This is a genomic window from Caballeronia sp. LjRoot29, assembly GCF_964252755.1.
Classification (GTDB): domain Bacteria; phylum Pseudomonadota; class Gammaproteobacteria; order Burkholderiales; family Burkholderiaceae; genus Caballeronia.
This window is the reverse complement of the sequence record NZ_CAXUPU020000002.1, coordinates 113,507-139,597: the sequence shown is the minus strand read 5'-3', so window position 1 is coordinate 139,597 and position 26,091 is coordinate 113,507. Positions and strand designations below refer to the sequence as shown.

Sequence of the window (26,091 nt, the reverse complement as noted above, 5' to 3'; positions counted from 1 at the left end):
TTGCTCAACTCGCAGATTTAAATCATCTCGCGCGGTGTAGCGCACTGAGGGCGGCGTCGGTCAGCAGGACCATCACTCAAAGCTCGGATAAAGAAACGGGGCGTACCGCGGACGGCATCAAGTCCGCGCGAGACGAAGCCGGGCAGGCTTCATTTGCCGGAGCAGCACATGAAATCCACGCATGAATATTCGCTACGGACACAAGTCGACAAATGGTTGGCTCCCGGTCTTTCCACCCCGGTTCGAGTCACCGAGTTCAGCCGCACGCGTTTAGGCGGAAGGCGATATGTGTGTGTAGAAACTGCGTTGCCTTTTGGATCGCGCGCGCTGCTTTTCTTCCGGCATGACGACGGTTGCTGGTGCGTATTCCCCCCGGCTCTGGATCGGCCTAATATGACAATGGGACGGTTTGTTGGACATTGACCGGCGCTTTATTCGGTTCAGTGAATGCGCCAATAGTTCGGGATGCTTATTTCGTTAAGCTGTTTGTATTAAATCGATGACCACCGGACGTCGGCGGTTCGTGAGGCGGCGAGCTAATAAGCTAAAAAAGGAGGGTTATGCCAGAAACAACAATATCTTTGTACGCCAACCCCCTTTTAGCGGAAGCGGATAAGCCCATGTCGCCGCGCGAGTGCGCGCACGAACTCCAAGCTGCCGACTTTCCGCGAACTTAAAAGTCCAACGTCGGGAGAGTCACCATGTACATCGGGCTGCTTGTCTCACAGGTTCGGCAGGTTCGGGAGGTCCATTACCATCCGGACGAAGAGGTGCCGGCGGAAGTTGCGCACCCACACCGTCTCGCGTTCTGGCAAAGAATCAGGCGCTTGTTCGCGTGAAGGTTGTCTGCGGGAGAATCGTCTACTGAGTATTGAAACGTATTAAACGTCGCAGCGATGCTTGCAAAAGCCGTTTCCAACCATCGGGAAGAAACGTATTCGCTGCGATTTTCAGTTTACTGGCCCGGGTTCGACGCCTTGCATTCGCTGTGGGTGGCCGGCAATTGCCGCGGGTGGTCCCGTTCATATTTCTCGTTCTGTTGAACCACGCGGTCCAGCGCCCTTGGGCCGTCGGCTTGCGCAGCCAACGAAACGGCGGGCAGCATCAAGACCGAAACGGCGATGACCGCGGACATAAGCTGTTTCAAGATGAACTCCCGGACCCCATGTTTGATGCAACGATCCCATCGTCATGATGGTGTCTGTGTACGGCCGCTGCGTACGGCCGCTAAGACAAGAGTAGGCGGAAATTCATAACAAAACACGAGTAAATATCCGCCGATCCGGACGAATTGACTGCTCGGGAACGACCAGTCAGCCGGGCCGGTTACCCAATATCCTCGGCATCTTCGGCGAGCTCAGGCCGCAGCATGACGCGGCCCAGTAACTTACGAGCCTGGTCCGTCTGAGCATGCTCAAAGGCATCGTCGAAATCATCCAACTCGTGAGCGCCGAGACCGACGTCCGGCGTCACGGCCACTCGCCGCCATTCCATTACCGCGTCCAGGACTTCCCCAAGGATCATCCTGGCCTGTGCATCGGATAGTGAAAAATAGGCGCACGTATCCAGAAGCATCTCGACCGATTCAATAGGACCCGCATCTTCAGTAAGCCAGGTCGTGGACTCTCGCACCTTGCCGGGCATCGGATTCACGTCGAATGCCGGCGAAATGCGCCACAGGCCGTTGCCGTCATACAGAAAACCGAGGTTCTGCAGATGGTCGTCGGTGTTGGTGATGAGCAGGTTGAAAACCAGGCGGCGCCATAACTCTCGAGCGTCGTCGTCCGGATGCGAGCACTTTTGCTGCATCACATCGACGATCTCGGTGTAGGCGTGGGCATGTTGCCGCGACGCCTGCAGCATGGACGCAGCCGAAAGATAAGGGATGCGCAAGTCGCCTTCCTCCCGGTCGAATCGTTCGATGATCGCGACCGGCGTGTCATTGAGCGTGACGCACCGCGCATTGGCGGTCGTAATGCCCGCCTGGCGCGCGAGCTTGAGCGCCAGGACTTCGGCCCGGGTGACATTGATCGTGTCATTGACACTCGGAAATTTGCCGATGGCGAGCTTGCCGTTTTCATCGAGTACGGTGCATTTGGGACGCATGCCGCCGAGTGAGGTGCCCTTACCTTGCAAGTAACGCAGGTCCTCCGCAGTTTCCCGGGTTGTCTCGACCGCGCGCGTGGCCCTGTACATGCGTTCAAGTTCGATCATGGGCGGCGTCATGCGCCGGCCTTCATCAACTGTCCTCAGATAGATCCCTTCGTCGCAAAGGCGAAGCGCGCCAATGCGGCTGAAATCGTCCACTGCACACAGATAGTCGAGCTCGTTCAGCGGGAGCAGGCGGGGATTATCCTTGCGCGCCTTGGCGTGGATACGGTTGATGACACGACGCCCCCATGCGTCGGGAGCCGTATCGGCCAATGCAAAGTGAAACACCGAATCCACGGGGTTCGTCGCCCGACGCGGCTGATAACCAGGTTCGAGGGGCAGGTCAGGAGAGACTTCAAACCGATCCGGACTGTCGAGCCAGGTCTCGTCGTATGCGAACTGCGACACTTCGCGCCGCCCCTGGCTGACGTAGTTCAAGTGGCCGACAAGCGTGCCGGCGGCCCCGAGGTGAACCTCCAGGGCCGTACTGATACCGGGCTTGCCGGACCTGGAAGGTTTGCTTTTCATTCACTTGACCCGTTAGAACGCTTTGGTGGTTTTCTTCGCGGCTCTCACCCGCTGCGGCAGCTTTTCATCCATCAACGCGAGGCCGATATCGTCTTGGCCGCTGTCGAGAAGATCATTGAGCCGCTGCAGTTCACCGAAAAAATGGAGCGCGCGCACGAGGAAATGTAATTGCACGTGCGGATCGCCGTTCTCCATGCGCTTGACTGTATTAAGTCCAGCGCCGATGCGCGAGGCGAGCGCCTGCTGCGTCAACCCTCTGCGGCGGCGCGCGCGGTTCAGGTCTTCACCGAGCTTCATGAGCGTCCGTTGCACCGGAATGGGAAGCGGTTTTCCGGTTTTACGGCCTTCAAGTGGGCTTTTAAACGGTTTAGTAGACTCCATGCGGGCTATTATAGCAATTTAGAGGCAATATGACAGGATAATTTGAATAAAAGCCCTTGTATGGACTGTTATATGAATTTGTATTCCTTTTGAGGGCTGTTATATAGAAAGTGACGTTCGGCTTCGGAGCCTTTGTCTGCGCGATTGCGTTGCGGGTTTCATCGCACACCGCCAAGTCGTGCGCTTTCCCCGGCCCAGGTTTCGCCAGTCTGCAACCAAAAGAAAACGTCATTGAAAAAAACGTGAGCGCGTGTTTAAGTGCCCGCTGAACGTCGTTTTTCTCGCTCGCCACGAGCGTCACGCGACGGACCTTTGGCCGCCAACGTGAATTTCAATGAACGCCGTATTCAAGACTTTTCTCGCGCTGATCCGTCTTCCCGGTTATCCCGGCATTTCTCTAGCGATGTTCCTGTCAGGCATTGCGTCCTCATTCGCGGTGCCTTACACGTCGCTGTTCGGTGCGACCGAGGCGCACATGACGCCGGTTCGGCTAGGCATCTTCATGACGCTGACCGCGGTGAGCAGCGTGGTCGTGAGTACGTATCTCGGCCGTATTGCCGATCGCCGGACCGATAAAAAACGCATCGTGTTGCTGTCCATCGCGGGGTCGGCGCTGGGTTATGCATTGCTGTGCGTCACGCGCAACTACGTGCTGCTGACAATTTTCGGCTGCGTCTTCCTGAGTATCGGTGCGGCGGTGTTTCCGCAACTTTTCACGTTCGGCAAAGCGAGGCTGCACGCGGAAGGCATCGAACATACCGAACTGCCGATGGCAACCTTGCGCACCACGCTTTCCTGCGCGTGGGTGTTTGGCCCGGCGGTGGGCGCAATCGTGCTGGGCGTATCGGGATTTAACGGGCTGTTTTTGTCGGCGGCGGGCGCGTTTGCGGTGGCTGGGTTCATCGTGTTGTGCATGCGCGAACCCAAGGCCTACGACGCCTTCGAATCCGCTGATCAAACCACCAGCGAAATTCCGCCCCAAGGCAAAAACGCGCACGTGTACGCGGCGCTGGTGAGCTTTACGCTGATTGGCATGGGCTCGGCGATCGCGACCATCATGCTGCCGGTGCTGATTGTCGATCAGTTGCACGGCGCGACCGCGCACGTCGCGCAGATGGTCGGCCTCGGCGCGTTCGCCGAGATTCCGATGATGCTCCTGCTCGGCGGCGCGTCCCGTCGCATCAACAAGGCGAACATGATTGCGTTCGCGTCGCTGTCGCATATCGTGTATTTCGCGGGCATCGCGCTTGCGCCGAACCTGTGGGTGCTCGTGCCGCTGCAGATCCTTAACGCCGTCGTGGTCGCGGTGACGTCGTGTCTTGGCATGTCGTACTTTCAGGAACTGATGCCCGGCGCACTGGCTCGCGCGACCACGTTGTTTTTCAACACGATGCGCACCGGCTCCGTGCTCGCAGGCGTGGCGTCGGGATTCGTGGCGGCGACGTGGGGTTATCGCGCAGTGTTCGTGTTTTGCGTGTTGCTGGCGTCTACTGCGTCGGTTGTCTTGTTCATCTTCAACTATCAGCGCGGTGCGAAGATTTTCTTCGATCCCACCCTGGAACCCGTCGATGACAGCAACGCGGTCACCACGATCGTCGCCGTTGGCGAGCGATCGGAAACCGCGTCATAACGGGTTGCTGGGGAGTCTTTCTAAACCGGATGTCCGTCGGGTGGCGCATCGGGATGCTGCGGCTCCTCCGGACGATGCCCGGGCGAAGGCGGCGAGAGCGGATCCGCCTCGGGATCGCGGTTTGGATCGGCGAGCGGGTCAGGAATCGGATTGGTCTGCATATCGTATTTCCTGGGCTGCGGGATGTTCATCTGGTTCATGAGTGGCCTCGGTTTGTTTTGTCGCCGACAGTCAATGTCGTCTTCTCCAGCATAGGCGCATGCGGACTGAAAGGCAGGCTCGCAAACTCCGGCCGTGCACTTTTAACCCTGCGGGGCCTTGCGGACGTTGGTTCACGCCCTCAAGCCGCCATTTTCCGCAGACGTACAGGAATCGCCTTGGCCGCCGGCACCTTGCTGCGTTTCGCGTGATGCGACACGGGAATCAGACGATTGCACTCCGGGTAATAGCCCATCACGCAGCCGGCGGGGATATCGAATGCATGTACCCGCAGCCCGCCGAGTTCGCGCAGGACGTCGTCCTTCGCGACTGTGATTGCCGTGACCGTATCGTTTTCGGCCAGGCCCAGCCGGGTCATATCGTCCTGGTTCATCAAGAGCACGTCACGCGTGTCGTACACGCCGCGGAAGCGGTCATCGAGTGCGTACACGGTCGTATTGAACTGGCTGTCGCCGCGTGTGGTCATCAGGCGCAGCGTGCGTTCGCCTTCGAAGTCCATATCGGGATCTTCACCGAAACCATCGGGCACGATGAAGTTTGCCTTGCCGGTTTTTGTTTTCCACTCACGTTTCGCGGCCGGCAATGGCCGATGAAAACCGCCGGGCTGAGTCATGCGCTGGTTGAAATCCTTGAACTGCTCGGGGTAAGTACGCTCGATGGCATCACGAACCAGCCCGTAATCGCCGACCCACGCATCCCAGTCGATAGTCGGATTCGGCGGCAAGATTGCCTTCGCCAGCCCGGCAACAATAGCCGGCTCCGACAACAAGTGTTCGCTCGCCGGCTCAGTCATCCCCTTCGATGCGTGAACGCACGCCGTGCTGTCCTCCACGGTCACCGTCTGCTCGCCGCTCGCCTGCCGGTCCACCTCGATCCTGCCGATACACGGCAGCAAATATGCCGTGCGCCCGTGGACGATATGGCTGCGGTTGAGTTTGGTCGCGATCTGCACGGTGAGCGGCATCTGTTTCCACGCCGGGTCCAGCACGCCTTGATCGGGAATCGCCCGCGCGAAATTGCCGCCGAGTCCGATAAATGCATCGAGATCGCCGTCCCTGACGGCTTCGCACGTATCCACGGTGGTCAGGCCGGTTTCCTGTGGCGGCTCGAATTGATACAGTTCCCTGAGCTTGTCCATGGGAACCAGCGCGGGTTTTTCGGTGATGCCAACCGTCCGTTGCCCCTGCACGTTCGAGTGGCCGCGGATCGGACAAATCCCGGCTCCCTTCTTGCCGATGTTCCCGCCAAGCAGCATCAGATTTGTCAGCATCTGTACGGCAAGCACGCCTTCCCGATGCTGCGTGATACCCATGCCGTACAAGATGATCACCGCTTTCGCACGCGCATATTCGGCGGCGGCTGCCTCGAGCGCGGAGCGTGTCAGCGCCGACATCGACTCGATGTCTTTCCAGTCGGCGGCGCGCATGGCGTCGGCGAAGGCATCGAAACCATGCGTATGTTCCGCGATGAAATCCGCATCCAGCACGCGAGGTGCATTGGCTGCGCGGGCTTGGTCGTCGGCTTCTATCAGCGACTTGCAAATGCCTGTGATCGCCGCAATGTCTCCGCCGATCTTGACCTGATGGTATTGCGTGCTGATACAGGTTTGCTCGGTGGAGAGCATTTCCTTGGGCGACTGCGGATTCGCAAAACTCACCAGCCCGCGCTCGCGCAACGGATTGAACGTGATGATCTGCGCGTTGCGTTTTCTCGCTTCTTGCAGAGGATGCAGCATGCGAGGCGCGTTCGTGCCGGTGTTGTGGCCGAAGAAAAACAGGCAGTCGGTGTGTTCGAAGTCTGCGAGCGTCACCGTTCCAACCGGTACGCCGATGGTGTCGGGCAACGCCACCGACGTGCTCTCATGGCACATGTTCGAGCTATCGGGCAGGTTGTTGCAGCCGTATGAACGGGCAAGCAGCGCGTACATGTACGAGGTTTCCAGCGACGCGCGGCCCGATGCATAGAACACCACGCGTTTCGGATCGAAGCTGCGAAGCTTTTCGCCGATTTCATCGAAGGCTTGTTGCCATGGGATAGGCAGATAGCGATCGGTGGCGGCGTCGTAACGCATGGGGTGGGTGAGCCGGCCCTGTGACTCAAGCTCGAAATCACTCCAGGCTTCTAGCGCGGCCAGAGTGTGATGGTCGAAGAACTCGGGTGTCGCGCGTTTGGTGGTGATTTCCCAAGCGGTGGCCTTTGCACCGTTTTCACAGAACTCGAACAGATGCGGATCGGCTGGTTTGGCCCACGAGCAACTCACGCACGCGAACCCATCCGGTTTGTTCTGCTTGAACAACACCCGCGTGCCGTTCACGGCGACGTGTTCTTTCATGAGTATCGATGAAACGGCTTTGACCGAGCCCCAACCGCCAGCCGGGTGGTCATATTGCTCGATGCGAGGTTGTTTGCTCATGGATGTGTCGCTCCGCAGGTGAACTGGGCGAACGACGAGAATGCGTTCGCGGCGGAATTCATCCAGCAAAAAACAGGCTCGACCCATGAGCGGAAAAATGAAAGCCGCCGGCCCGTCAATGCGGGGCGGCGGCTTTCAGGTTTATTCAGACCCGGATTTTTACCGGGGAACGACGATTTTTCTACCACGTCTTGTACGTCGCCCTTCCGCCGTGGTTCATACGGCAAAAGGCACGGCGATCAGCTTTCTGCCGGTTCTAGCCCTTCGGTTTGCGGTTTGAATGCATCGGCACGACGGCGAATTTCTTCAGCTTCCACGGTCACGAACGTCCGGTTGTCGGCGGCGAGAGCGTTTTGATACGACATGCCTTCCGGCACGCGATGCAATAGCGCGCGCAGCTCGCCCTGCGTGGTTTGTTCCACGGGTTCGTAGTTGTACAGGCGCAGCGTGAGCTCGGTGCGTTCATGCAGCAGGAACAGGCACGCCGCGAACACAGCCACGCCGACCACTTCCTGAGCGCCGAAACTGAAGTCGTCTGGAACTGATGAGAACGGCAGCATTGCGACGGCGATCACGCCAGCAATACCCAGCGCGATGGTCGCGTAGAGGAAAAACTGTGCGCGGCCGACGATGCGGTCGTGCTCAGCCTTGAGTTGGCCGGCCGATCTCGGAACGAGTGCCGCGTGGCCTTGTTTTTGTCGACGTTGCTGAAGTGCTGAAAGCGGAAGGGCGGCCATGGAGTCGGTTGCCTTGGGAAGTCGTCGCCAGGATTGGCGTTGTCCACGGGTTAACGCCAAGCTTTCAGGAAAGTTGACTCGCGTTACGTGTTGTTTCAGTTAGATCTCAAAATGTTTCGGGTGGTTTTTACTCGTTAGCCGTTTGGACAGCTATCGGAGGTCAAGTGCGTGTGTAATATTTACCACATCGAAGCACCTGCCCACCGATAGTTGTAAGCAACGTTTGGTTTAACGAGGGAGAATAAAATCGATGAAAGTGGGTCAATATAAGGGAAGGCGAATCGCTGTGTTCACGAGAGACGAGCATTGTCCGCCGCATGTGCATCTGGATGGCGGCGACTGGTCCGCGCGGTTTGAATTTTCGTTTTGGCACAACGGCGTGAGTCTGCTGGATGTCATTCCGGATACAGCTTGGGTGCCTTCTCAAGTGAGAAATGACGTCATTGCCATTGTCAAAGAACGCTTGTTCGTGGCCAGGGAAGGTTGGATGGAAGCTACCAAGAATACGTGTCTGGAAAATCAGGCGTGGGACGAAACGAAACAATATGTTGTGAAGCCGAATCTGGCGGGAAGGACGCTGGTCAACATCCAGCGGGGAACCTATGATCCTGTCGAGCGGTTGACCGTGTTGCATTTGGCAGATTGCACGCAAGTAGGGATCAAGTTATGAAAATTATCAACGCGCCTGACGAAAAACCTGTCGATCTCGACGAGGGACGTAACACGCTTTTCGTTCTGGAGCGTCGTCCGACCGGCGCAATGTTCAAGCTCAAAGCCGCTTTCGAGACCATCCAGAGCGTCTTGCATGGATCACACTCCAGTGCCCTTCCGGGCGTTGCGGACAGCGTGGAATATCTTCCGGACCACGCGGTGATCATGATTCATTTTCCGCTTGGGAAGAGTGTCGTGATCCCGGTGGACGAGATATCGGAATTGGATAACGTTCCGGCTGAAGCACTTTCCTCTATTACGCTGTCCTTTGCGGGTACGGCGCTCACGCTGGTCGACCACAATATTGACATCTCTGTGCTCGGGCTACTGAAGTCCCATCAAGGTAAGGATGGCTCAGGATCGGCGGATGACCGCTCTAATGGGAACGCTGCGAAGCACTTCGGTTGAGCCCGCCGATTGCGAATCCCGGCGGCAGTAGCCACGTCCAAACTCTAATCTTCCAAGCTGGTCAGGAACCTGCTAACGGTTGCCAACATATTCCTGGTCTGATGGCTAATTAAGCCATCCAACGCCGTTTTCTGCGGCGCAGTCTCTCGCTGAACTCGCGAACCGGCTAACGCGTTGCCTCTCTCTTCGCGTGCGTGTTAGTGCCAGGCTCCTAACGCCGTCGAAATATTGTCCGCGCTCCTGCCATCCTCCTAAATGTTCGCTCGCCCACGTTTCACCCGGGCGCACGTAGACCTTCCAACTCGCTTGGGAATAGCCATTGCTGTGTCTTTCCGCAACCGTGCCCGGGTCATCCGGACGCCGAAAATGCGAATGGAGAGAACGACATGCTTGGCATCATCATTCCCGCTCATGACGAAGCGGCACATATCGGGGCTTGCGTCAGCGCGGCAAAACGCGCGGCGAATCATCACGAATTGCTGGGGGAGGAGGTGCGCGTGATCGTGGTCGTCGATCATTGCAGTGACAATACTGCGGCCATCGCTGCCGCGTTAGGCGCCGAGGTGCTCAGCGTGAGTGCGCGAAATGTGGGCGTGGCGCGGGCTGAGGGGTCGCGCCACGCGTTGTCGCTGGGCGCGCGATGGCTGGCGTTCACCGACGCAGACAGTGTCGTCGCCGATGACTGGCTGGTCCGGCAACTCGATTGCCGCGCCGACGCGGTGTGCGGCGTGATCTCCGTTCATGACTGGTCTCCGCATCTGGCGGCCGTGCGGGAGCATTTCGCGCGCACTTATACCGATGCCGACGGTCATCGGCACATTCACGGCGCGAACATGGGGGTATCGGCGGAGGCTTACGTGCGCGTCGGTGGCTTCGCGCCGCTCGAAACCAGCGAGGATGTGGCGCTGGTGGAGGCGCTGATTGCGGACGGGGCATCAATTGCGTGGAGTGCCATGCCGCGGGTGGTCACGAGTGCGCGTACGGATTTCCGCGCGCTCAAGGGGTTTGGTGCGACGCTGGTGGATGTGAGCCGACGGTGCTTTTCGGCGAAGACAGACGAGGACGGGGCGTTGGCGGCTTGAGACTGACCCCATTTTCGGTCTGGAACCGGGCTTAAAGCGGAAAATTCGTCACGGTTTCGTCATTGCCGTCGGCCAGCGTGAAGGCGGTGACGTGTAAGACGCCGCGGACGAGCGCGCGTAAAACAAAACTCAATCAGGACGCAAATCCTCCGGCAAGTCCACGTCGCGCAAAATATTCGCGTCCTCCACGTCGATGCGCTCCACCGCCTCCGACATAAACAGCGCCCGCGCGCCGGCATCGCCGTCAAGGGCGCTGAGCGCGTCCAGATGCATGGCTCCAAATCCCGCCGGATGTCCCCTCTGTCCGCGATAAAACGGCGCAACAATCGATGCTCCCCCGTCCAGCGACCGGGCCACCGCTTCGACCGTCCCCGGTTCGATCCACGGCATGTCGCCCAGCGTGACCAGCCAGCCTTCCGCGTCCTGCGTCGCGCGCACCGCTGCGGCGAGCGTCGCGCCCATGCCGCGTTCGGCATCGATAGAAAACATCACGTCGCAGCCCGCTTCGTTCAACACCTCCGCCAGCTTCTCTGACCCCGGCCGCACGACGGCCATGACCCGCGACACCGCCGATAACAACCGGCGTGCGGATTGAAACGCGACCGGCGTGCCGTCGGGGAGCGTAGCCAGGAGTTTGTTGTGAAGACCGCTCGGATCGAAGCGGGAGCCGTAACCGGCTGCAAGCAGAATGCCGGTCGCACTCGATGAATAACTCATGGCCGGCTTCCCGATAGTCGATGGTAAGAAGCGTCGATTCTGACAAGCGCCAAGGCATGTCGCAAGCAAGAAAAAAAACCGCACGGCATGCACCGGAAGTGCACCCGCACGGTTTTCCTGGACAAAAACGTCAGACCGATGTCTTCGGCATCACCTTATCTAGCGTGATCGGCAAATCGCGCACCCGGACGCCCGTCGCGTGATACACGGCGTTAGCGATCGATCCCGCCACCCCCGTAATGCCGATTTCGCCTATCCCCCGCGCGCCGAGCGGGTTGATGTGCGGATCGGGTTTGCCCAGCAAGGTGATATCGAGCAAACCGATATCGGCATTCACCGGCACGTGATATTCCGCAAGGTTGGCGTTCGTGTAGCGGCCATAACGTCCATCGAGTTCGCTCTTCTCGGTCAGCGCCGAGCCAATGCCCCACACAAGACCGCCCATCAACTGACTATGCGCGGTCTTTTCGTTGAGCAAACTGCCGACGTCATACACGCCCACAATGCGCGGCACGCGGATCGTGCCCAGGTCCGCATCGACGTGAACTTCAGTGAACACCGCGCCGAACGAGTGAAACGCGAACTGTTGTTTTTCATCGCCGGGCTTGGTGGTCGCCATGGCTTCGATCGGTTTGCCGCCGTTGCGCGCGATTATCGCGGCGGCCGGGTCACGCTTCGATGGGTCCGCTCGGCTAATGACCCAGCCGTTGTCGACGGTGACATCGTCGATGGAAGCTCCGCTTAGCGGTGACACTGAATCCGCTATGGCCATGGCGATCAGCTTGGCGCGTGCCTGCGACGCCGCCTCGCGCACCGCCGGCGACACGCTCGCCACCGATTGCGAACCGCCGGAGACCGGCGCGTGCGGCAACGACGAATCGCCGAGCGCGAAGTCGACCTTCTCTACCGGGAAACCTAATGCATCGGCGGCCACTTGCGTCATCACCGTATAGGTTCCGGTGCCGAGATCCTGCGTGCCCGATGCGGCCATCGCCGTGCCATCCGGCAAGATGCGCGCGATCGCCGATGCCTCGCTGCGGTTCGCCGGATAGGTTGCCGTGGCCATGCCGAGACCGATCAGCGTGTTGCCGTCGCGCATGGAACGCGGCTTCGGATTACGCCGCGACCAGCCGAATTTATCGGCGCCAATCTGATAACACTCACGCAGCGACTTCTCCGACCACGGTCTCTTTTCCTGAGGCTCCATCTCGGCATAGTTCTTCAACCGGAACGCGAGCGGGTCCATGTTCAACCCGTACGCCATTTCGTCCATCGCGGATTCGAGCGCGAACGAGCCGCTCGTTTCACCGGGGGCGCGCATGAACGTGGGTGTGCCGACATCGAGTTTCACCAGCTTGTGCGTGGTCGCCTGGTTCGGCACGGCGTACAGCATGCGCGTGAGGATGGCCGAGCTCTCGTTCCAGTCCTCGAACGTCGACGTGGTCGAGATCACGTCATGACGCATGCCGGTAAGCGTGCCGTCGTCGCGGGCCGAGATCTGGATGTGCTGATCCGTGAACGGCCGATTGCCGACCATGCCGAACATTTGCGGACGTTCCAGCACGAGACGAACCGGCCGGCCGGTTTGTTTCGCGGCCATGGCGGCAAGCACGACATGCGACCACGCCGAACCCTTGCATCCAAATCCGCCGCCGACGAACGGGCAGAGTACACGCACGTTTTCTTCCTTGATGCCGAGCGTTTTCGCGACCGCGCCGCGTGCGCCGGAGACGCCTTGCGTGGCATCGTAGAGCGTGAGATTCGGGCCGTCCCAGCGCGCCAATGTTGCGTGCGGCTCCATCGGATTGTGGTGTTCGTTCGGCGTGGTGTAGACCACGTCGAGGCGCGTCGGACCCTGACGCAGACCGGCAGCCACATCGCCGCGTTGGGTGTTGATCGGCCTGCCCATCATTTTTTCCGGCTGATACGCCGTGGCTTTCGCGCGCTGATAGTCCGCGTTTGGCGTTGCGGCTTCGTATCGAATCGATGCCTGGAGTGTGCGGGCGCCATCGGTTGCGCGTTCCAGCGTATCGGCAACGACGACGGCTACGGGCTCGTTGCTGTAGCGCACTTCATCGGTTTGCAGCAGCGACAATCTGCGCACAGCTGGCGGCTCGGCATTCGGTTTGCCCCCATTGGGGAGGCGCATCGCGGTTTCATGCGTCATCACGAGCAAGACTCCGGGCATGCCTTGTATGCGCGCGGTGTCCATTGACGCGACCCTGCCGTGCGCGATCGTGCTCGTCACCAGCACCGCATGCGCGAGCTTGGCTTCGGGATTATCGGCGGAATATTTCGCCTGGCCCGTGACTTTCAGAAGACCGTCGGTGCGGTCGAGCGGTTGTCCAAGAACACTCATGCCACACCTCCTGCAGTCGACACCGCGCGGATAATCGCGCGCTGCGCCAGTTCGATCTTGAAGCCATTGTCGCGATAACTGCGTGCATCGCGAACGGCAAGCGCTGCTGCGCTACGCAACGTGTCGGGTGACAACGGCTGGCCAGTGAGTGCTTGCTCAGTCGCCGTGGCGCGCCACGGTTTATGCGCGACGCCACCCAGCGCGATGCGCGCGGTCCTCACCGTATTGCCGTCCATCTGCAATGCGGCGGCCACCGATACCAGCGCGAACGCATAGCTCGCGCGGTCACGTACCTTCAAATAGTGCGAGTGCTGCGCGAAGAGCGGGGGCGGCAGATCGACGGCCGTGATCAGTTCGCCGGGTTGCAGGGTGGTATCGACTTCAGGATGATCGCCGGCCAATCGATGAAACTCCGCGAATGCAATCGACCGTTCACCTTGGGGACCATTCACGTGCACCACGGCGTCGAGTGCGGCGAGCGCCACGTTCATATCGGATGGATTCGTCGCAATGCACTGCGCGCTCGCCCCCAGGATGGCGTGGATGCGGCTATTGCCTTCTATCGCCGCGCAGCCGCTTCCCGGAGTGCGTTTGTTGCATTGGGGAAAGCCGGTGTCGTAGAAGTAATAACAGCGCGTGCGTTGCATCAGGTTGCCGCCAACGGTCGCCATGTTGCGCAACTGCGCCGATGCCCCCGCGAGAAACGCCTGCGACAGCAGCGGATAACGTTCGCGGACCCACGTGTGATTCGCGGCGTCGCTGTTGCGAACCAGCGCACCAATTCGCAGGCCGCCGTCGGGCAGTTCGCTCACCGTGTTCAAGCCGGTTATGTGCGTGATGTCGACGAGCTTTACCGGCCTCGCGACACCGCCCTTCATGAGGTCGAGCAGATTTGTTCCGCCGCCTATAAACGCAACACCCGGCTGCTGCGCTGCCTTGATCGCCGCGCTTATATCGGTGGCGCGTTCGTAAGAAATGGCATCCATGTGCGCTCCTAAGCTTTATTGATCGCAACGGTTTTCACCGCCGCAACAATGTTCGGATACGCACCACAGCGACAGATATTGCCGCTCATGCGCTCGCGGATTTCATCGTCGGAGAGTTGGGCGGGACGGTAGCGGACATCGGCAGTCGCGGCGCTGGCGTCGCCGGCGCGGAATTCATCCATCAGCGCAGTTGCCGAACACAGTTGGCCGGGCGTACAGAAACCGCACTGGAACGCGTCGTGATCGATGAAAGCCCTTTGTATCGGACTGAGCGTAAGCGTCTGCGCGTTGGCAAGGCCCTCTACCGTGACGATCGAATCGCCGTCGTGCATGACAGCGAGTGTCAGACACGAGTTGATGCGGCGGCCGTTCGCAATCACCGTACACGCGCCGCACTGGCCGCGGTCGCAGCCTTTTTTCGTGCCGGTGAGGCTGGCGTATTCGCGCAATGCATCGAGCAGGGTCGTGCGTGCTTCAAGCTGCATGTCGTAAGCACGGCCGTTGATGGTCAGCTTCACGGGCATCAATGGCGCGGCGGTCGTGGACGTGGGCGGTGGTGCCGACGTCGCCGCCGGTTGCTGCGCACGAGCGAGCGGCGCGGCGGTGACGGCCGCCGCTGCCGCTGCTGATTGCAGGAACCTGCGGCGCGACGGTTTGACTGCCTCGGATGATTCTTGGTCTAGGTTGCTGTCATGGGGAACGTTGACGTGGCGCATGGCGATATGAAGCTCCTCGCTCGATCGAGTGAGCGCTATGTTTGGCTGGACGCGTCGGGGTGTCGGCGTGTCTGGCTGACAGAGGCGCTGCCGCCACTCGCTTGTGTCTTGCGGGGTGCAAGCCGATGAGGCGAGTGGGGACGATGAGAGTCAGCAAATCCAATGCCATCAATGAATGCCGCGCTCTCACGATGATTCCCGCTCGGGATTGCAGGTAAGGGCTACATTCATCGGTAAATCGAGATCTTTGGGAGGGTCTGGACGGCCTTAGGCAAGCCGTTCGATACGGTTACCGTGGGCTTACTTCTTCATTGCCGTGTTCTGCCGCAGGGTCAAAAAACTTTGCATGTCAAACGCCTGCAACTTGCCTGTATCGACGCGTTGACACTCCATGTCTTAATATATAAGATTGATTATAGCAACGCGTTGATACGCAGGAGATATGTATGCCGATTCAAATTGTAAAGCGATGGGGTAACAGCCTTGCCGTTCGCATCCCGTCCAGCCTTGCCATCGAAGCCTCGCTCGTTGAAGGTCAGGAAGTCGATGTTGAAGTCCACGATGGTCAACTGCTCGTGCGTGCACACAGCGCCATTCCACGGTTCTCTCGCGAGCGCCTGATTCAGCAATTTAAGGACGGCAAGCTCCAACGCCACGACGAAGTTGATTTCGGCGATCCGGTCGGTGACGAATGGGGTGGCCCGCAGGACCCGACACGCGAAGGTATGGAATGAAGAATGGAATACCGGACGCCGGCGATGTGGTCAGGTTGCACGTTGGCCCGTCCAAAGGGAATGAACAGGATAGCTATCGCGCGGTCCTGATCATCTCCGATTCAGTCGTGAATGAGATTACCGGCCGCTTTACTGGCTTGCCGATCACCTCCACCGTGAGAGAGTGGGCGACCGAGATTCCGCTCAAGAGCCTCAAGCGCCCAGGTGTGGCGCTCGTCGATCAGATCCGGAGCTGGAGCTACGTCGCCAGGGAAGTTAACTTCAGAGGCGAAACCGTAACGGCAGAGGAGCTCGACGCGGCCAAATATGCGACTAGATCCTTCCTCCAACTATGAGCTTCCGGGCTTGGAAATGAGCCCCGTGTGACCCCGCTAACCGCAAATGCAAACTGCCACCTGACGGTGGCAGTTTTGTATCGGTAACGATGCGACCTTGCTTACAAATCGCTCGGATACGGCGCCTTGAGCCACTTCGTAGAAAGCTTGTTCAGCGTGCCGTCGTTCTTAGCTTTCACCACGGCCGCATCCACTTCCTTCAGCAAACGCGTCTCGCCTTTATTCACGGCAACATGATCGGGTGAGCTGAAGAGCGCGAATTTCTGCTCCGGCGCGATCGGCGGATTACGCGCGATGATCGTTGCGCCTACGTCATTGCCCACGACCATCAACTGAACCTGCCCCGACAGAAACGCCGAAATGGCGCCATTCGGGTCATCGAAACGCTTGATCGTCGCGTCCGGCGGCGCGACCTTCGTCACGCTCAGGTCTTCCAGCGTGCCGCGCGCCACCGAAATGGTCTTGCCTGCCAGATCCTTTTCGCTTTTCACCGGCAGCGACTTCGGTCCGAACACCGCCAGATAGTACGGCGCATACGGCCGCGAGAAATCGAGCACTTTCTCGCGCTCCGGCGTCTGGCCCACGCTCAGCAGCACGTCGGCCTTGCCCGTGGCGAGATAAGCCATGCGGTTTTCGCCCGTGATCGGGACAAGATCGACTTTGACCTTCATCGTCTTGGCGAGATAGTCGGCCATTTCAATGTCGTAACCCTGCGGTTTCATATCCGGGCCGATAGAGCCGAACGGCGGATAGTCCATGAATACGCCAACCCGAAGCACGCCATTTTTTTGCACGGTATCGAGGGCATCCGCGTGAGCGAAAGTGGCCGTGGCTGCCAAGGGCACGGCGAACGCCGTAGCCACGAAGAGGCGCCGGGCAAGGCGGGAGAGGCGAGTCGTCATGATGGTGGCCTTGAGCAGAAAAGTCGGAGAGCGCGGTTTGGATCAACCTTGCGGGATTCGCCTCGCGGGATTCACTCGGATACCCTGGAGCGCTACGTGACCGTGCACGTGAAAGCACTGTAGGCAGGCCAAAAACCCGCAACAATCGAAATCTGCTCATGCCAGCCATGACCGGCGCGCATGGCTGCAGTGACGGGCATTGATGCTATTTGATCAACGCGAGTGCGTCTCGGAAACGCGGATGTTCGCAGCTTCCCAACCAGCTGAAGATCGCGGTTTCCGTCGTGGTGGGAAGCGCGCCTTCGCGCTGCGCCCTGGCCAGCGCGATTGCCTTATTCTCCGGAGCGCGTGAACCGACGGCATCGGCGATCAGCTCCACCGTGTAGCCCAGTTTCAGCAAGCCGGTAACCGTCAGCAACACGCACACATGCGCCTCGCAGCCGGCTACGAACAACACGGATTCCTTCGTCGGCAACGCCGCCACGAAGTCCAGGCACAGGGTGGCATCGAATGTGTGCTTCTCGAATAGGCGATGCCGCTCGCCACGTTCTCCAAGCAGGCTGTCGACGCTTGCGCCCAGCCCACGTGGGTTCTGCTCGGTGACAAGTACCGGGATATCGAGCAGATCGGCGGCTTGAACCAACGCCCGGCAACGCTTCAGCACAGCCGCGCCGTTATCGATATGCGGCATCAATTTCGCCTGCATATCGATCATCACAAGTACCGGATCAGGCTTCACTTTCCATGATCCGGTCGATCAACCGCGCGTTCTCGCCCGCAGATCCAATGCCTTCATGCTTGGCCATCGGGATGAAAAAATGCGTCTTCACGTTCGGCAAATTTGCACGATCCAGCCATTCCGCCAGATGCCGGGTGAGCCTTTGCGCGGGTATATCGACTTCAGCGCGCAACGCGGGCGGCAACTGGCTGAGATAGCGCACTTCAGTCTGATACGGCTCGGGCGCCACGCACAACGCATCGGGACGGCCATCGGGGTCCGCAGGCAAGCGCTCCAACGCCTCGCGCAGCAATGCAACGCCCAGGCCTTCGCCGCGCCACGGTTTTCTCACTTCCCACGTGCTGATATACACCACCCGATGCGTATTGAACACGCTGCACAGGCGCTCCGGTCCAAGCGCTTCGGTGGCGGCGAGCGCGAGAGACAGCATCTCGCCGGAGTAGGTATCGAGGACATACACCAGATCCGCGCTGCTCTGGATGGGCGGCACTTTCACGAGTTTCAACTCGACCGCCGCCGCGACGATATCCGTGCCCGCCTCGTGAAACACCGCGAACGCGGTGCCGAGCCGTTCGTCGTCGACCTGTGGATATTCATGCCGATATGTCATGGTCAGCAGGAACGGGCCGATTTTTTCCCGATATGCCAATGGCTTGTCGACGTCGTAATCGCTCGTGCCCTGGAGGCCATACGGGTCATAGTCCTTCGCGGCCAATGCCGAGTCCCGATCCGAATCCGCAGCCGCTTTCAACACCGCGGCCGGTCGACGCGACTTGGGCACCAGGTCTTCCGGCAAACCTTCCCAGCTCAGGCGAAGAAACTCGCGAGCGCCGCGATAGTTCGTTTCGAATAACGACGCGATCGGCGCCATTTCGAACGGCGCAAGGATGCGTTCGGCGGATTCAAGCGCACGGTCCATCAACTGATCGGCTTCCGCGGGATCGGGTACGTGGCGCGTGCCGTCGTCGTCTGCGCCACCATCGGCGGCGTGCTGTTGGCGTGCGAGTTCAAGCCACTCGTCGGCGGCCCGTTCAGCGAGAAATCCCGCCGCAATCTGATAACCGGACAGCACGATCGACTTGCCTGTATCTCCAAGCGGGAACACGTACTCGTCGGTCATGACATCGGCGACGCGCACGTTTTTGTAATCGTTGCGCGTGGACGGCGCGTTCTCCACTGCGTCATAACGTTCGTGCGAGAGAACATAGGCGGCCAGATCGGGAGCGGCCGGCGTCGCGTACGGCCCGGTCGCGACGGCAGGCGTCGTGCCGGAGGGGAGCAGAGCCAGCAGGGATACGTGCTTCATGAGTGCCATCTCCGTCTCGTGGGGGTGTCATCGTAGCAAAATCGCGCCTTTTTGCACGTCGCCAAACCGATGCGGCGCGCCGGTTGCTACCACGCGGATTGCCACTAACATTGCTACTAAGATTGTTGCCATGCCCGCTGCTGCCAGGGTGACGAGATCCTGCATGCCAGTAGTAGATAACAGATACCAGATTATAGGGAGACTGAGATGAACGACATGATTCAGGACACCGGTCAGGAAGTTCGGCATGAAGGAGGCTGCGCGTGCGGAGCATGGCGCTTCACGGCGACGGCGGCGCCGAATCGCGTGGGTCTTTGCCATTGCATGACATGCCGCCGCGTGCATGGGTCAGCGTTTGGCGCGTACGCGGTGTACGCCGAGGAGCAGGTCACCATGTCGGGCGTGACCAAAGCCTGGCAAAGCTCAGTCGATGCCCGCCGCCATTTCTGCCCGGTCTGCGGGTCGGTTGCGTATATGGCGTACGTCAACAATGATGAAATCGACTTGCCGATTGGCGCCTTCGACGAAACCGGTTTCCTCGATCCATCGTATGAACTCTGGTGCATCCGCCGCGAGCCTTGGCTGTCCGGCGACGGACGGCGGGAATATCCTGAAGACCGGCCCTGAAGACCGGGCCTATAGACCACCCGATGAACCTGCCATTCTTCACTATTGGTCATTCGACGCGTCCGCTGCCGGAATTTATCGGCTTGCTGAGAGAAAACGCGATAAACACGCTAGTCGATGTCCGCAGCATTCCCCGATCGCGGACCAATCCGCAATTCAACCAGGACACCTTGCCGGCTTCGCTGAGTGCCGACGCTATTGCCTACGTGCATAGTCCGGCGTTGGGCGGCCGGCGCGGCAAGCGCAACACTGACTCACCATCGCCGAACGCCTACTGGACTCATCCGGCGTTCCGCAATTACGCCGATTACGCATTGAGCGAACCTTTCCGCGACGCGCTGCGGGACCTTCTGGACCTCGGCCACGCACAGCGTTGCGCGATCATGTGCTCGGAAGCCGTGTGGTGGCGATGTCATCGGCGGATCGTGGCGGATTATCTGCTCGCGCGAGGCGAGACCGTGCTGCACATCATGGGAGCGCATCAAGTCACGCACGCGACGCTCACGCTACACGCCTTGCCGCAATCCGACGGCACCGTGATCTATCCCGAATCAAGCCCAAAAGCGGGGGCGATGCCGAATTGACAGTCCTTCGCCGCCCGAGGCATAAGCAGAAGGCAATCGTTTGCCTATGCTGGAACTGCACCCGTCGCGCGGTGTCGGATAGGAGGCTTGAGCAAGATGCTTGAGCCGAGACCCGAGCATGAGCCTTGAGCCAAGCAGAGATCATCTCGAACCTGAATCCGCGCGACACGAATTTTTCCGTACCAGCCAGGAGCCACAAGCCATGAGCAAGCATCCGATAGCCGGCAGCGACAAGTCGCAACCCGAGGGCGCGCGTTGCCTCGGCGCATGCAATCCGGACGAACAGATCGAAGTAGTAGTGATGCTTCGGCGGCAAAACGAAGGCGAATTCACCCAGTTGATGCAAAAGATCAATACCGGCGCGGCCGATGCCGAGCCGGTTTCCCGCGATGAGTTTGCCAAACGCTTCGGAGCATCGGCTGCGGATGTCGCCAAGACCGAAGCGTTCGCGAAGGCGCACAGTCTGAGCGTAGTCCGCGCCGATGCAGGCTCGCGCAGCGTGGTGCTGTCGGGCACCATCGCCCAGTTCAGCGCGGCCTTCGGCGTCAAGTTGGAGCGCTTCGAACATCATGCGATAGGCGAGTATCGCGGGCGCACGGGACCTGTGAACGTGCCGGACGATATGAAGGACACGGTGACCGCCGTGCTGGGGCTGGACAGCCGCCCGCAGGCGCGCCCGCATTTCCGCTTCCGGCCGCCGTTCCAGACGGCGCGCAGCGAATCCAGCACCTCGTACACGCCGCTTGATCTCGCGCAGCTCTACGACTTCCCGAGCGGCGACGGCAGCGGCCAGTGCGTGGGCATCATCGAACTGGGCGGCGGGTATAGCGAAAGCGACCTGAGCGCCTATTTTTCGCAATTGGGCGTGGGCAAGCCGAACGTGGTTTCAGTGGGCGTCGACCAGGCCAAGAACTCGCCGACAGGCAATCCGAACGGGCCGGACGGCGAGGTGACGCTGGACATCGAAATCATTGGCGCGATCGTGCCGGGCGCGACGATCGCGGTGTATTTCACGGCCAACAGCGACGCGGGGTTTATCGACGCCGTGAACCGCGCGATCCACGACGATACGAACAAGCCATCGGTCATCTCGATCAGTTGGGGCGGCCCGGAAACCAACTGGACGCCGCAATCGCAAAACGCCTTCGATGAAGTCCTGCAATCGGCCGCGGCACTGGGCGTGACCGTGTGCGTGGCCTCCGGCGACAGCGGCTCCAGCGACGGCGCCGCAGGCGGCCAGGACACCGTCGATTTCCCGGCCTCCAGCCCGTATGTGCTCGCGTGTGGCGGCACGCAATTGCGGGCGACGAAGAGCGGCATCAGCAGCGAAGTCGTGTGGAACGACGGCGACCAGGGTGGCGCAACCGGCGGCGGCGTGAGCGCCGTGTTTGCGCTGCCGGTCTGGCAGAAAGGCTTGAGCGTTACGCGGGCCAGCGGCGGGAAATCGGCGCTGACCAAACGCGGTGTACCCGATGTTGCAGGCGACGCGTCGCCGATCACCGGCTACGATGTGATCATTGGCGGGACGCAGACTGTCGTGGGCGGCACGAGCGCGGTCGCGCCGCTATGGGCGGGGCTGATCGCCCGGATCAACGCGGCGGCGGGCAAGCCGGCGGGTTTCCTCAACCCCAAGCTGTACGGCGCTAAGACCGCGGGACATGACATCACGAAGGGAAATAACGGCAGCTTCGAGGCGGCAGCGGGATGGGACGCGTGTACGGGGCTCGGCAGCCCGGACGGCGCAACAGTCGCGGCTGCGCTGAAGTAGCGGTTCAGGTTGATTGGTTCAGTTTTGACAGTGCGATGACGATGGGCCAGGCAAGAACTCCAACAACACCGGCAAAGGAGCAATCATGACGAACTCCAGTTCAGCGGCGAAAAAGTCTTCAACCCCCTCTTCAACTCCGCCTTCATCCGGGGCGGATCAGCCTTACTTCGATCCCACCGCTTACGGCAACGGTCCCGATGATTCCATCGATGCGACCCAGACCGATGAAAGCGCCGCCATTACGCATCACTCGGCCGTCATAGGCGGCAAGACGATCGATTACACGGCAACGGCCGGGCATCTTGTGATCGTCGATCCAAGCAGTTCCAAGCCGGACGCCAAGTTGTTCTACGTTGCATTTACGCAGGATAACCAGACCGAAGAATCGCGCCCGGTCACGTTTTTCTATAACGGCGGACCGGGGTCGTCGTCGGTATTCGTGCTGCTAGGGTCCTTCGCGCCGCAACGCATCAAGACCTCCACGCCTGCGTTCACGCCGCCCGCGCCCTACCAGATGGAGGACAACCCGGACAGCTTGCTCGACAAGAGCGACCTGGTTTTCATCAACCCGGTTGGCACCGGATATTCGGCGGCCATTGCACCGAACAAGAATCGCGATTTCTGGGGCGTCGATCAGGACGCGAATTCTCTCAAGCAATTCATCAAGCGCTTCCTGACAAAAAACAATCGCTGGAATTCGCCGAAATTTCTATATGGCGAGTCGTACGGCACGGCGCGCAGTTGTGTGCTCGCGTACCTCTTGCATGAAGACGGCGTGGACCTGAACGGCATCACGCTGCAGTCATCGATTCTCGACTACACGCAATCCGGCAATCCGGTGGGCGCGTTGCCGACCGCCGCCGCCGATGCCTGGTTTCATAAAAAGCTGGGTGTGCATCCGCGGCCCACGGATCTGCTGACGTTCGCCGAGGAAGTCGCGCAATTCTCGCGGACGGATTACATTGCGGCACTGCGAAAATTCCCGCAGACGGACAACGACACCGTGGAGAAGCTGTCCGAATACACGGGCATCGACAAAGCTACGCTGATTGCATGGAGTCTCGACGTGGCGTCCTACGACAGCCGCGGCAACTCGCTCTTTCTCACCACGCTGCTGAAGTCAAAAGGCGAGGCGCTAGGTTCCTACGATGGTCGCGTGACGGCTATTTCAACGGGGATTGCGGGCAAGATCGATCCGAACTCCGGCGGCAACGATCCCACCATGACCGCGGTGACAGGCGTGTACACGGCGATGTGGAACGAGTACCTGAACGAGAAATTGAAGTTCACGTCCACGTCTTCGTTCACGGACCTCAACGACCAGGCTTTTGCCAACTGGGATTTTCATCACAAGGATCCGACCGGCGCCGAGAAAGGGATGGACGCGCAGGGCAACATCATTCTCTACACGGCCGGCGATCTGGCTGCGGTGATGGCACTGAATATTGATTTGAAGGTGTTGTCAGCGAATGGTTTCTACGACTTCGTGACGCCGTTCTACCAGACGATCATCGACCTGCAGGAAATGCCGCTCATCGATAAAACCGTCCGGGAAAATCTGACGGCGAACTTCTATCCGTCGGGCCACATGATTTATCTCGACGGCGGTTCGCGCACGCAATTGAAGGCGGATCTCGCGAAGATGTATCAGGCAGCGACTACCGACCACGAAGCCATGGGCCGGATTCGCGCATTGCAGCAACGCAAGATCGCAGCAAGGTAGCGAGCAACGATTTAGCGAGGGTCTGAAGGACGTCTTCAGGTACGTTTTCAGGCACGGCATTGGCGGGAACACAAGTTGCGAACGGACGAACGAGCGTATGTGAAATGCGCCACTTCAACTGCACTCTGGAGTTTCCCCAATGCCGACCTCGAAGAAGAATGCGGGCGCCGCCGCGCCGTCGAACAACACCAGCGCAGTTGCGCGCACACCGTCACAAAACAATACCAACCCCAAGCTCGACAGTCTTGAGCAGTTCCGCTCGGACGCGACGAATCAAGCGCTGACGACCAACCAGGGCGTCAAGGTTTCCGATAATCAAAACACGCTCAAAGCCGGTCCTCGCGGCCCCTCGCTGCTCGAAGATTTCATCATGCGTGAAAAAATCACGCACTTCGACCACGAGCGGATTCCGGAGCGTATCGTGCATGCACGCGGTTCGGCCGCGCATGGCGTGTTCAAGCCGTACAAGGCGCATACGGACCTGACGAAAGCGGCTTTCTTGCTGGACCCGAATAAAGAAACGCCGGTGTACGTACGATTCTCGACGGTGCAAGGTTCACGTGGATCGGCAGACACCGTGCGCGACGTGCGTGGTTTCGCCGTCAAGTTCTACACCGACGAAGGCAACTTCGACCTGGTCGGCAACAACATGCCTGTCTTCTTCATTCAGGACGCGATCAAGTTCCCCGATTTCGTTCATGCAGTCAAACCTGAACCGCATAACGAAATGCCGCAGGGCGGCTCGGCGCACGACACATTCTGGGACTTCGTCTCGCTTGTGCCGGAGTCCGCGCACATGGTGCTGTGGACCATGTCCGACCGCGCGATCCCGCGCAGCCTGCGCACGATGGAAGGGTTCGGTATCCATACGTTTCGTCTGGTGAATGCAGAGGGCAAGGGGAGGTTCGTGAAATTCCACTGGCGCCCGACCATTGGTTCGGCTTCGCTCTTGTGGGACGAAGCGCAGAAGCTGGCCGGCAAGGATGCGGATTTTCATCGGCGCGATTTGTGGGAAGCGATCGACATGGGCGACTACCCGGAATGGGAGCTGGGCGTGCAGATTGTGGAAGAGGACGACGAACACTCGTTCGACTTCGATCTGCTCGATCCGACCAAGATCATTCCCGAGGAAACCGTGCCGATCACCATGCTCGGCAAGCTCACGCTGAACCGCAATCCGGATAATTTTTTCGCGGAAACGGAACAGGTGGCATTTTGTCCGGGGCATATTGTGCCGGGTATCGACTTCTCGAACGATCCGCTGCTTCAAGGCCGTTTGTTCTCGTACACGGACACGCAGATCAGCCGCCTCGGTGGTCCGAATTTCCACGAGATCCCCATTAACCGCACCATTGCGCCGATGCACAACAACCAGCGCGACGCGAAACACCGGATGACGGTGAATCGCGGACAGGCTTCGTATGAACCTAATTCCATCGATAGCGGCTGGCCAAAGGAAACCGAACCAGCGGCAATTGGCGGTGGTTTCGAGACCTATCCGGAACGCGTGGATGCCGTGAAGATCCGTCAGCGCAGCGAGTCCTTCGCCGATCATTATTCGCAAGCCACGCTGTTCTGGAACAGCATGACGAAGCCGGAAAAGGATCACATCGTGGGCGCGTATTCGTTCGAGCTCAGCAAGGTCGAGCGCAAGTTTATCCGCGAGCGGCAATTGGGGATCCTGGCGAATATCGACAGCGAACTCTGTGCGCGTGTTGCCGATAACCTCGGCTTGCCGGCGCCGAAAGCGAGCGCCGGCGCGGCGGAATTGGGCAAGTCGTCGCTGGCTGCGTCGCCGGCGTTGAGCCTTGTCGCGAAGGCCAAACCGTCGGTGAAGACGCGCAAGGTCGCCATCCTTGCCGCGAAGGGTGCGGATATCGCCAGCATCAAGGCGATCAAGGACGCGCTGGCGGCCGAAGGTGCACATGCGAAGGTGATCGCGCCGCAGCTAGGCACCTTGGGCGACGGCGTGGAAGTCGATGCCACCATTCTCGCGTTGCCATCGATCATGTTCGACGGCGTGGTGGTAGCAGGCGGCGCGGCGAGTGCGAAGCTCCTGTCTGAATCCGGCGATGCCCGGCACTACGTATTGGAATCGTTCAAGCATCTGAAGGCGATTGGCGCGGTGGGCGACGGCGAGGACGTGCTGGCGGCCGCGCATCTGCCAACTGGTGACGAAGGCATCAGCGTAGGCAGCGACACTAAGAAGGTGATGAAGGCGTTTATCGCGGCGATGTCGAAACATCGCGTATGGGCGCGGGCTGAGAAGGCGGAGAGCGTGCCGGCGTAATGGGTGGCACGGGGGTGACACGGGCGTTGCCCGTCATGGTGTGCA

The 26,091-nt window shown here is 59.9% G+C and carries 25 protein-coding genes; 12 read left to right on the top strand and 13 right to left on the bottom strand.

Annotation, left to right across the window (positions count from 1 at the left end; all coding sequences use genetic code 11):
- Positions 1-168 precede the first annotated feature (168 nt).
- Entirely contained in the window at positions 169-423 is a 255-nt protein-coding gene (locus ACSQ83_RS02795; protein ID WP_414949205.1) for a hypothetical protein, read from the top strand.
- Between the two features lie 532 nt (positions 424-955).
- Here the strand turns inward: ACSQ83_RS02795 and ACSQ83_RS02790 are convergent.
- From ACSQ83_RS02790 to ACSQ83_RS02780, 3 genes are all read right to left on the bottom strand, one after another.
- Complete coding sequence (locus tag ACSQ83_RS02790) at positions 956-1,147, bottom strand: hypothetical protein (RefSeq protein ID WP_436227152.1); 192 nt, start codon at positions 1,145-1,147, stop codon at positions 956-958.
- Positions 1,148-1,326: 179 nt separating this feature from the next.
- Positions 1,327-2,679, bottom strand: a complete 1,353-nt coding sequence (locus ACSQ83_RS02785) for a type II toxin-antitoxin system HipA family toxin (RefSeq protein ID WP_436227151.1) — start codon at positions 2,677-2,679, stop codon at positions 1,327-1,329.
- Positions 2,680-2,691: 12 nt separating this feature from the next.
- Entirely contained in the window at positions 2,692-2,976 is a 285-nt protein-coding gene (locus ACSQ83_RS02780) for a helix-turn-helix domain-containing protein (protein ID WP_414949208.1), read from the bottom strand.
- A 418-nt stretch (positions 2,977-3,394) separates the two neighbouring features.
- Between ACSQ83_RS02780 and ACSQ83_RS02775 the strand changes: the two genes are divergently transcribed.
- Complete coding sequence (locus tag ACSQ83_RS02775; RefSeq protein WP_436227150.1) at positions 3,395-4,690, top strand: sugar efflux transporter; 1,296 nt, start codon at positions 3,395-3,397, stop codon at positions 4,688-4,690.
- 20 nt (positions 4,691-4,710) lie between these two features.
- On the opposite strand, the gene ACSQ83_RS02770 is transcribed toward ACSQ83_RS02775, so the two are convergent.
- From ACSQ83_RS02770 to ACSQ83_RS02760, 3 genes are all read right to left on the bottom strand, one after another.
- Complete coding sequence (locus ACSQ83_RS02770; RefSeq protein WP_414949210.1) at positions 4,711-4,890, bottom strand: hypothetical protein; 180 nt, start codon at positions 4,888-4,890, stop codon at positions 4,711-4,713.
- Positions 4,891-5,030: 140 nt separating this feature from the next.
- A complete protein-coding gene (locus tag ACSQ83_RS02765; RefSeq protein ID WP_436227149.1) occupies positions 5,031-7,322 on the bottom strand; it encodes an FdhF/YdeP family oxidoreductase in 2,292 nt (763 codons plus the stop codon).
- 239 nt (positions 7,323-7,561) lie between these two features.
- Positions 7,562-8,059: a hypothetical protein gene (locus ACSQ83_RS02760; RefSeq protein ID WP_414949212.1), complete on the bottom strand. Its 498-nt coding sequence runs from the start codon at positions 8,057-8,059 to the stop codon at positions 7,562-7,564.
- Between the two features lie 250 nt (positions 8,060-8,309).
- On the opposite strand from ACSQ83_RS02760, the gene ACSQ83_RS02755 reads away from it, so the two are divergent.
- From ACSQ83_RS02755 to ACSQ83_RS02745, 3 genes are all read left to right on the top strand, one after another.
- Positions 8,310-8,729, top strand: coding sequence for a hypothetical protein (locus ACSQ83_RS02755; RefSeq protein ID WP_436227148.1), 420 nt, complete (start codon positions 8,310-8,312; stop codon positions 8,727-8,729).
- Positions 8,726-9,178 carry a DUF2442 domain-containing protein gene (locus ACSQ83_RS02750; RefSeq protein ID WP_436227147.1) on the top strand — a complete coding sequence of 151 codons (453 nt, stop codon included), beginning with the start codon at positions 8,726-8,728 and terminating at the stop codon, positions 9,176-9,178. The genes ACSQ83_RS02755 and ACSQ83_RS02750 overlap by 4 nt, the downstream gene beginning before the upstream one ends.
- A gap of 386 nt (positions 9,179-9,564) precedes the next feature.
- Positions 9,565-10,260: a glycosyltransferase gene (locus ACSQ83_RS02745; protein ID WP_414949216.1), complete on the top strand. Its 696-nt coding sequence runs from the start codon at positions 9,565-9,567 to the stop codon at positions 10,258-10,260.
- 129 nt (positions 10,261-10,389) lie between these two features.
- Here ACSQ83_RS02745 and ACSQ83_RS02740 read toward each other — a convergent pair whose 3' ends face one another.
- The 4 genes from ACSQ83_RS02740 to ACSQ83_RS02725 all read right to left on the bottom strand — a co-directional run bounded on the left by ACSQ83_RS02740 (position 10,390) and on the right by ACSQ83_RS02725 (position 15,038).
- Positions 10,390-10,977: a nucleotidyltransferase family protein gene (locus tag ACSQ83_RS02740; RefSeq protein WP_414949217.1), complete on the bottom strand. Its 588-nt coding sequence runs from the start codon at positions 10,975-10,977 to the stop codon at positions 10,390-10,392.
- Positions 10,978-11,107: 130 nt separating this feature from the next.
- Entirely contained in the window at positions 11,108-13,336 is a 2,229-nt protein-coding gene (locus tag ACSQ83_RS02735) for a xanthine dehydrogenase family protein molybdopterin-binding subunit (RefSeq protein WP_436227146.1), read from the bottom strand.
- On the bottom strand, positions 13,333-14,322 hold the full coding sequence (locus tag ACSQ83_RS02730; RefSeq protein WP_436227145.1) for an FAD binding domain-containing protein: 990 nt from the start codon (positions 14,320-14,322) through the stop codon (positions 13,333-13,335). The genes ACSQ83_RS02735 and ACSQ83_RS02730 overlap by 4 nt, the downstream gene beginning before the upstream one ends.
- 8 nt (positions 14,323-14,330) lie before the next feature.
- The gene (locus ACSQ83_RS02725; RefSeq protein ID WP_414966808.1) at positions 14,331-15,038 is read right to left on the bottom strand and encodes a 2Fe-2S iron-sulfur cluster-binding protein; all 708 of its coding nucleotides are present in this window, start codon (positions 15,036-15,038) and stop codon (positions 14,331-14,333) included.
- Between the two features lie 446 nt (positions 15,039-15,484).
- Here ACSQ83_RS02725 and ACSQ83_RS02720 point away from each other — a divergent pair, with 446 nt between their 5' ends.
- Both ACSQ83_RS02720 and ACSQ83_RS02715 read left to right on the top strand, forming a co-directional pair.
- A complete protein-coding gene (locus ACSQ83_RS02720) occupies positions 15,485-15,772 on the top strand; it encodes an AbrB/MazE/SpoVT family DNA-binding domain-containing protein (RefSeq protein ID WP_414966807.1) in 288 nt (95 codons plus the stop codon).
- Positions 15,769-16,107, top strand: coding sequence for a type II toxin-antitoxin system PemK/MazF family toxin (locus ACSQ83_RS02715; RefSeq protein ID WP_436227144.1), 339 nt, complete (start codon positions 15,769-15,771; stop codon positions 16,105-16,107). The genes ACSQ83_RS02720 and ACSQ83_RS02715 overlap by 4 nt, the downstream gene beginning before the upstream one ends.
- Before the next feature lie 101 nt (positions 16,108-16,208).
- Here ACSQ83_RS02715 and ACSQ83_RS02710 read toward each other — a convergent pair whose 3' ends face one another.
- The 3 genes from ACSQ83_RS02710 to ACSQ83_RS02700 form a co-directional block, all read right to left on the bottom strand.
- Positions 16,209-17,009 (bottom strand): transporter substrate-binding domain-containing protein, encoded by an 801-nt coding sequence (locus tag ACSQ83_RS02710; RefSeq protein WP_414949223.1) that lies wholly within the window; start codon positions 17,007-17,009, stop codon positions 16,209-16,211.
- 205 nt (positions 17,010-17,214) lie between these two features.
- A complete protein-coding gene (locus ACSQ83_RS02705) occupies positions 17,215-17,748 on the bottom strand; it encodes an isochorismatase family protein (protein ID WP_436227143.1) in 534 nt (177 codons plus the stop codon).
- Positions 17,738-19,054, bottom strand: a complete 1,317-nt coding sequence (locus ACSQ83_RS02700) for an inositol monophosphatase (RefSeq protein WP_436227142.1) — start codon at positions 19,052-19,054, stop codon at positions 17,738-17,740. The genes ACSQ83_RS02705 and ACSQ83_RS02700 overlap by 11 nt, the downstream gene beginning before the upstream one ends.
- 207 nt (positions 19,055-19,261) lie before the next feature.
- On the opposite strand from ACSQ83_RS02700, the gene ACSQ83_RS02695 reads away from it, so the two are divergent.
- The 5 genes from ACSQ83_RS02695 (at position 19,262) to katE (ending at position 26,046) form a co-directional block, all read left to right on the top strand.
- Complete coding sequence (locus ACSQ83_RS02695) at positions 19,262-19,681, top strand: GFA family protein (RefSeq protein ID WP_414949227.1); 420 nt, start codon at positions 19,262-19,264, stop codon at positions 19,679-19,681.
- 23 nt (positions 19,682-19,704) lie between these two features.
- Entirely contained in the window at positions 19,705-20,265 is a 561-nt protein-coding gene (locus tag ACSQ83_RS02690; protein ID WP_436227141.1) for a DUF488 domain-containing protein, read from the top strand.
- 202 nt (positions 20,266-20,467) lie between these two features.
- Positions 20,468-22,033 (top strand): S53 family peptidase, encoded by a 1,566-nt coding sequence (locus ACSQ83_RS02685; protein WP_414966804.1) that lies wholly within the window; start codon positions 20,468-20,470, stop codon positions 22,031-22,033.
- Positions 22,034-22,118: 85 nt separating this feature from the next.
- The gene (locus ACSQ83_RS02680) at positions 22,119-23,756 is read left to right on the top strand and encodes a S10 family peptidase (protein WP_436227140.1); all 1,638 of its coding nucleotides are present in this window, start codon (positions 22,119-22,121) and stop codon (positions 23,754-23,756) included.
- A gap of 139 nt (positions 23,757-23,895) precedes the next feature.
- Complete coding sequence (gene katE / locus ACSQ83_RS02675; RefSeq protein ID WP_414949232.1) at positions 23,896-26,046, top strand: catalase HPII; 2,151 nt, start codon at positions 23,896-23,898, stop codon at positions 26,044-26,046.
- Positions 26,047-26,091 lie beyond the last annotated feature (45 nt).

Coding starts and splice junctions, on each gene's coding strand:
- ACSQ83_RS02795 (WP_414949205.1), top strand. CDS start 169: ATGAAATCCACGCATGAATATTCGCTACGGACACAAGTCGACAAATGG.
- ACSQ83_RS02785 (WP_436227151.1), bottom strand. CDS start 2,679: ATGAAAAGCAAACCTTCCAGGTCCGGCAAGCCCGGTATCAGTACGGCC.
- ACSQ83_RS02780 (WP_414949208.1), bottom strand. CDS start 2,976: ATGAAGCTCGGTGAAGACCTGAACCGCGCGCGCCGCCGCAGAGGGTTG.
- ACSQ83_RS02775 (WP_436227150.1), top strand. CDS start 3,395: ATGAACGCCGTATTCAAGACTTTTCTCGCGCTGATCCGTCTTCCCGGT.
- ACSQ83_RS02770 (WP_414949210.1), bottom strand. CDS start 4,890: ATGAACCAGATGAACATCCCGCAGCCCAGGAAATACGATATGCAGACC.
- ACSQ83_RS02765 (WP_436227149.1), bottom strand. CDS start 7,322: ATGAGCAAACAACCTCGCATCGAGCAATATGACCACCCGGCTGGCGGT.
- ACSQ83_RS02760 (WP_414949212.1), bottom strand. CDS start 8,059: ATGGCCGCCCTTCCGCTTTCAGCACTTCAGCAACGTCGACAAAAACAA.
- ACSQ83_RS02755 (WP_436227148.1), top strand. CDS start 8,310: ATGAAAGTGGGTCAATATAAGGGAAGGCGAATCGCTGTGTTCACGAGA.
- ACSQ83_RS02750 (WP_436227147.1), top strand. CDS start 8,726: ATGAAAATTATCAACGCGCCTGACGAAAAACCTGTCGATCTCGACGAG.
- ACSQ83_RS02745 (WP_414949216.1), top strand. CDS start 9,565: ATGCTTGGCATCATCATTCCCGCTCATGACGAAGCGGCACATATCGGG.
- ACSQ83_RS02740 (WP_414949217.1), bottom strand. CDS start 10,977: ATGAGTTATTCATCGAGTGCGACCGGCATTCTGCTTGCAGCCGGTTAC.
- ACSQ83_RS02735 (WP_436227146.1), bottom strand. CDS start 13,336: ATGAGTGTTCTTGGACAACCGCTCGACCGCACCGACGGTCTTCTGAAA.
- ACSQ83_RS02730 (WP_436227145.1), bottom strand. CDS start 14,322: ATGGATGCCATTTCTTACGAACGCGCCACCGATATAAGCGCGGCGATC.
- ACSQ83_RS02725 (WP_414966808.1), bottom strand. CDS start 15,038: ATGCGCCACGTCAACGTTCCCCATGACAGCAACCTAGACCAAGAATCA.
- ACSQ83_RS02720 (WP_414966807.1), top strand. CDS start 15,485: ATGCCGATTCAAATTGTAAAGCGATGGGGTAACAGCCTTGCCGTTCGC.
- ACSQ83_RS02715 (WP_436227144.1), top strand. CDS start 15,769: ATGAAGAATGGAATACCGGACGCCGGCGATGTGGTCAGGTTGCACGTT.
- ACSQ83_RS02710 (WP_414949223.1), bottom strand. CDS start 17,009: ATGACGACTCGCCTCTCCCGCCTTGCCCGGCGCCTCTTCGTGGCTACG.
- ACSQ83_RS02700 (WP_436227142.1), bottom strand. CDS start 19,054: ATGAAGCACGTATCCCTGCTGGCTCTGCTCCCCTCCGGCACGACGCCT.
- ACSQ83_RS02695 (WP_414949227.1), top strand. CDS start 19,262: ATGAACGACATGATTCAGGACACCGGTCAGGAAGTTCGGCATGAAGGA.
- ACSQ83_RS02690 (WP_436227141.1), top strand. CDS start 19,705: ATGAACCTGCCATTCTTCACTATTGGTCATTCGACGCGTCCGCTGCCG.
- ACSQ83_RS02685 (WP_414966804.1), top strand. CDS start 20,468: ATGAGCAAGCATCCGATAGCCGGCAGCGACAAGTCGCAACCCGAGGGC.
- ACSQ83_RS02680 (WP_436227140.1), top strand. CDS start 22,119: ATGACGAACTCCAGTTCAGCGGCGAAAAAGTCTTCAACCCCCTCTTCA.
- katE (WP_414949232.1), top strand. CDS start 23,896: ATGCCGACCTCGAAGAAGAATGCGGGCGCCGCCGCGCCGTCGAACAAC.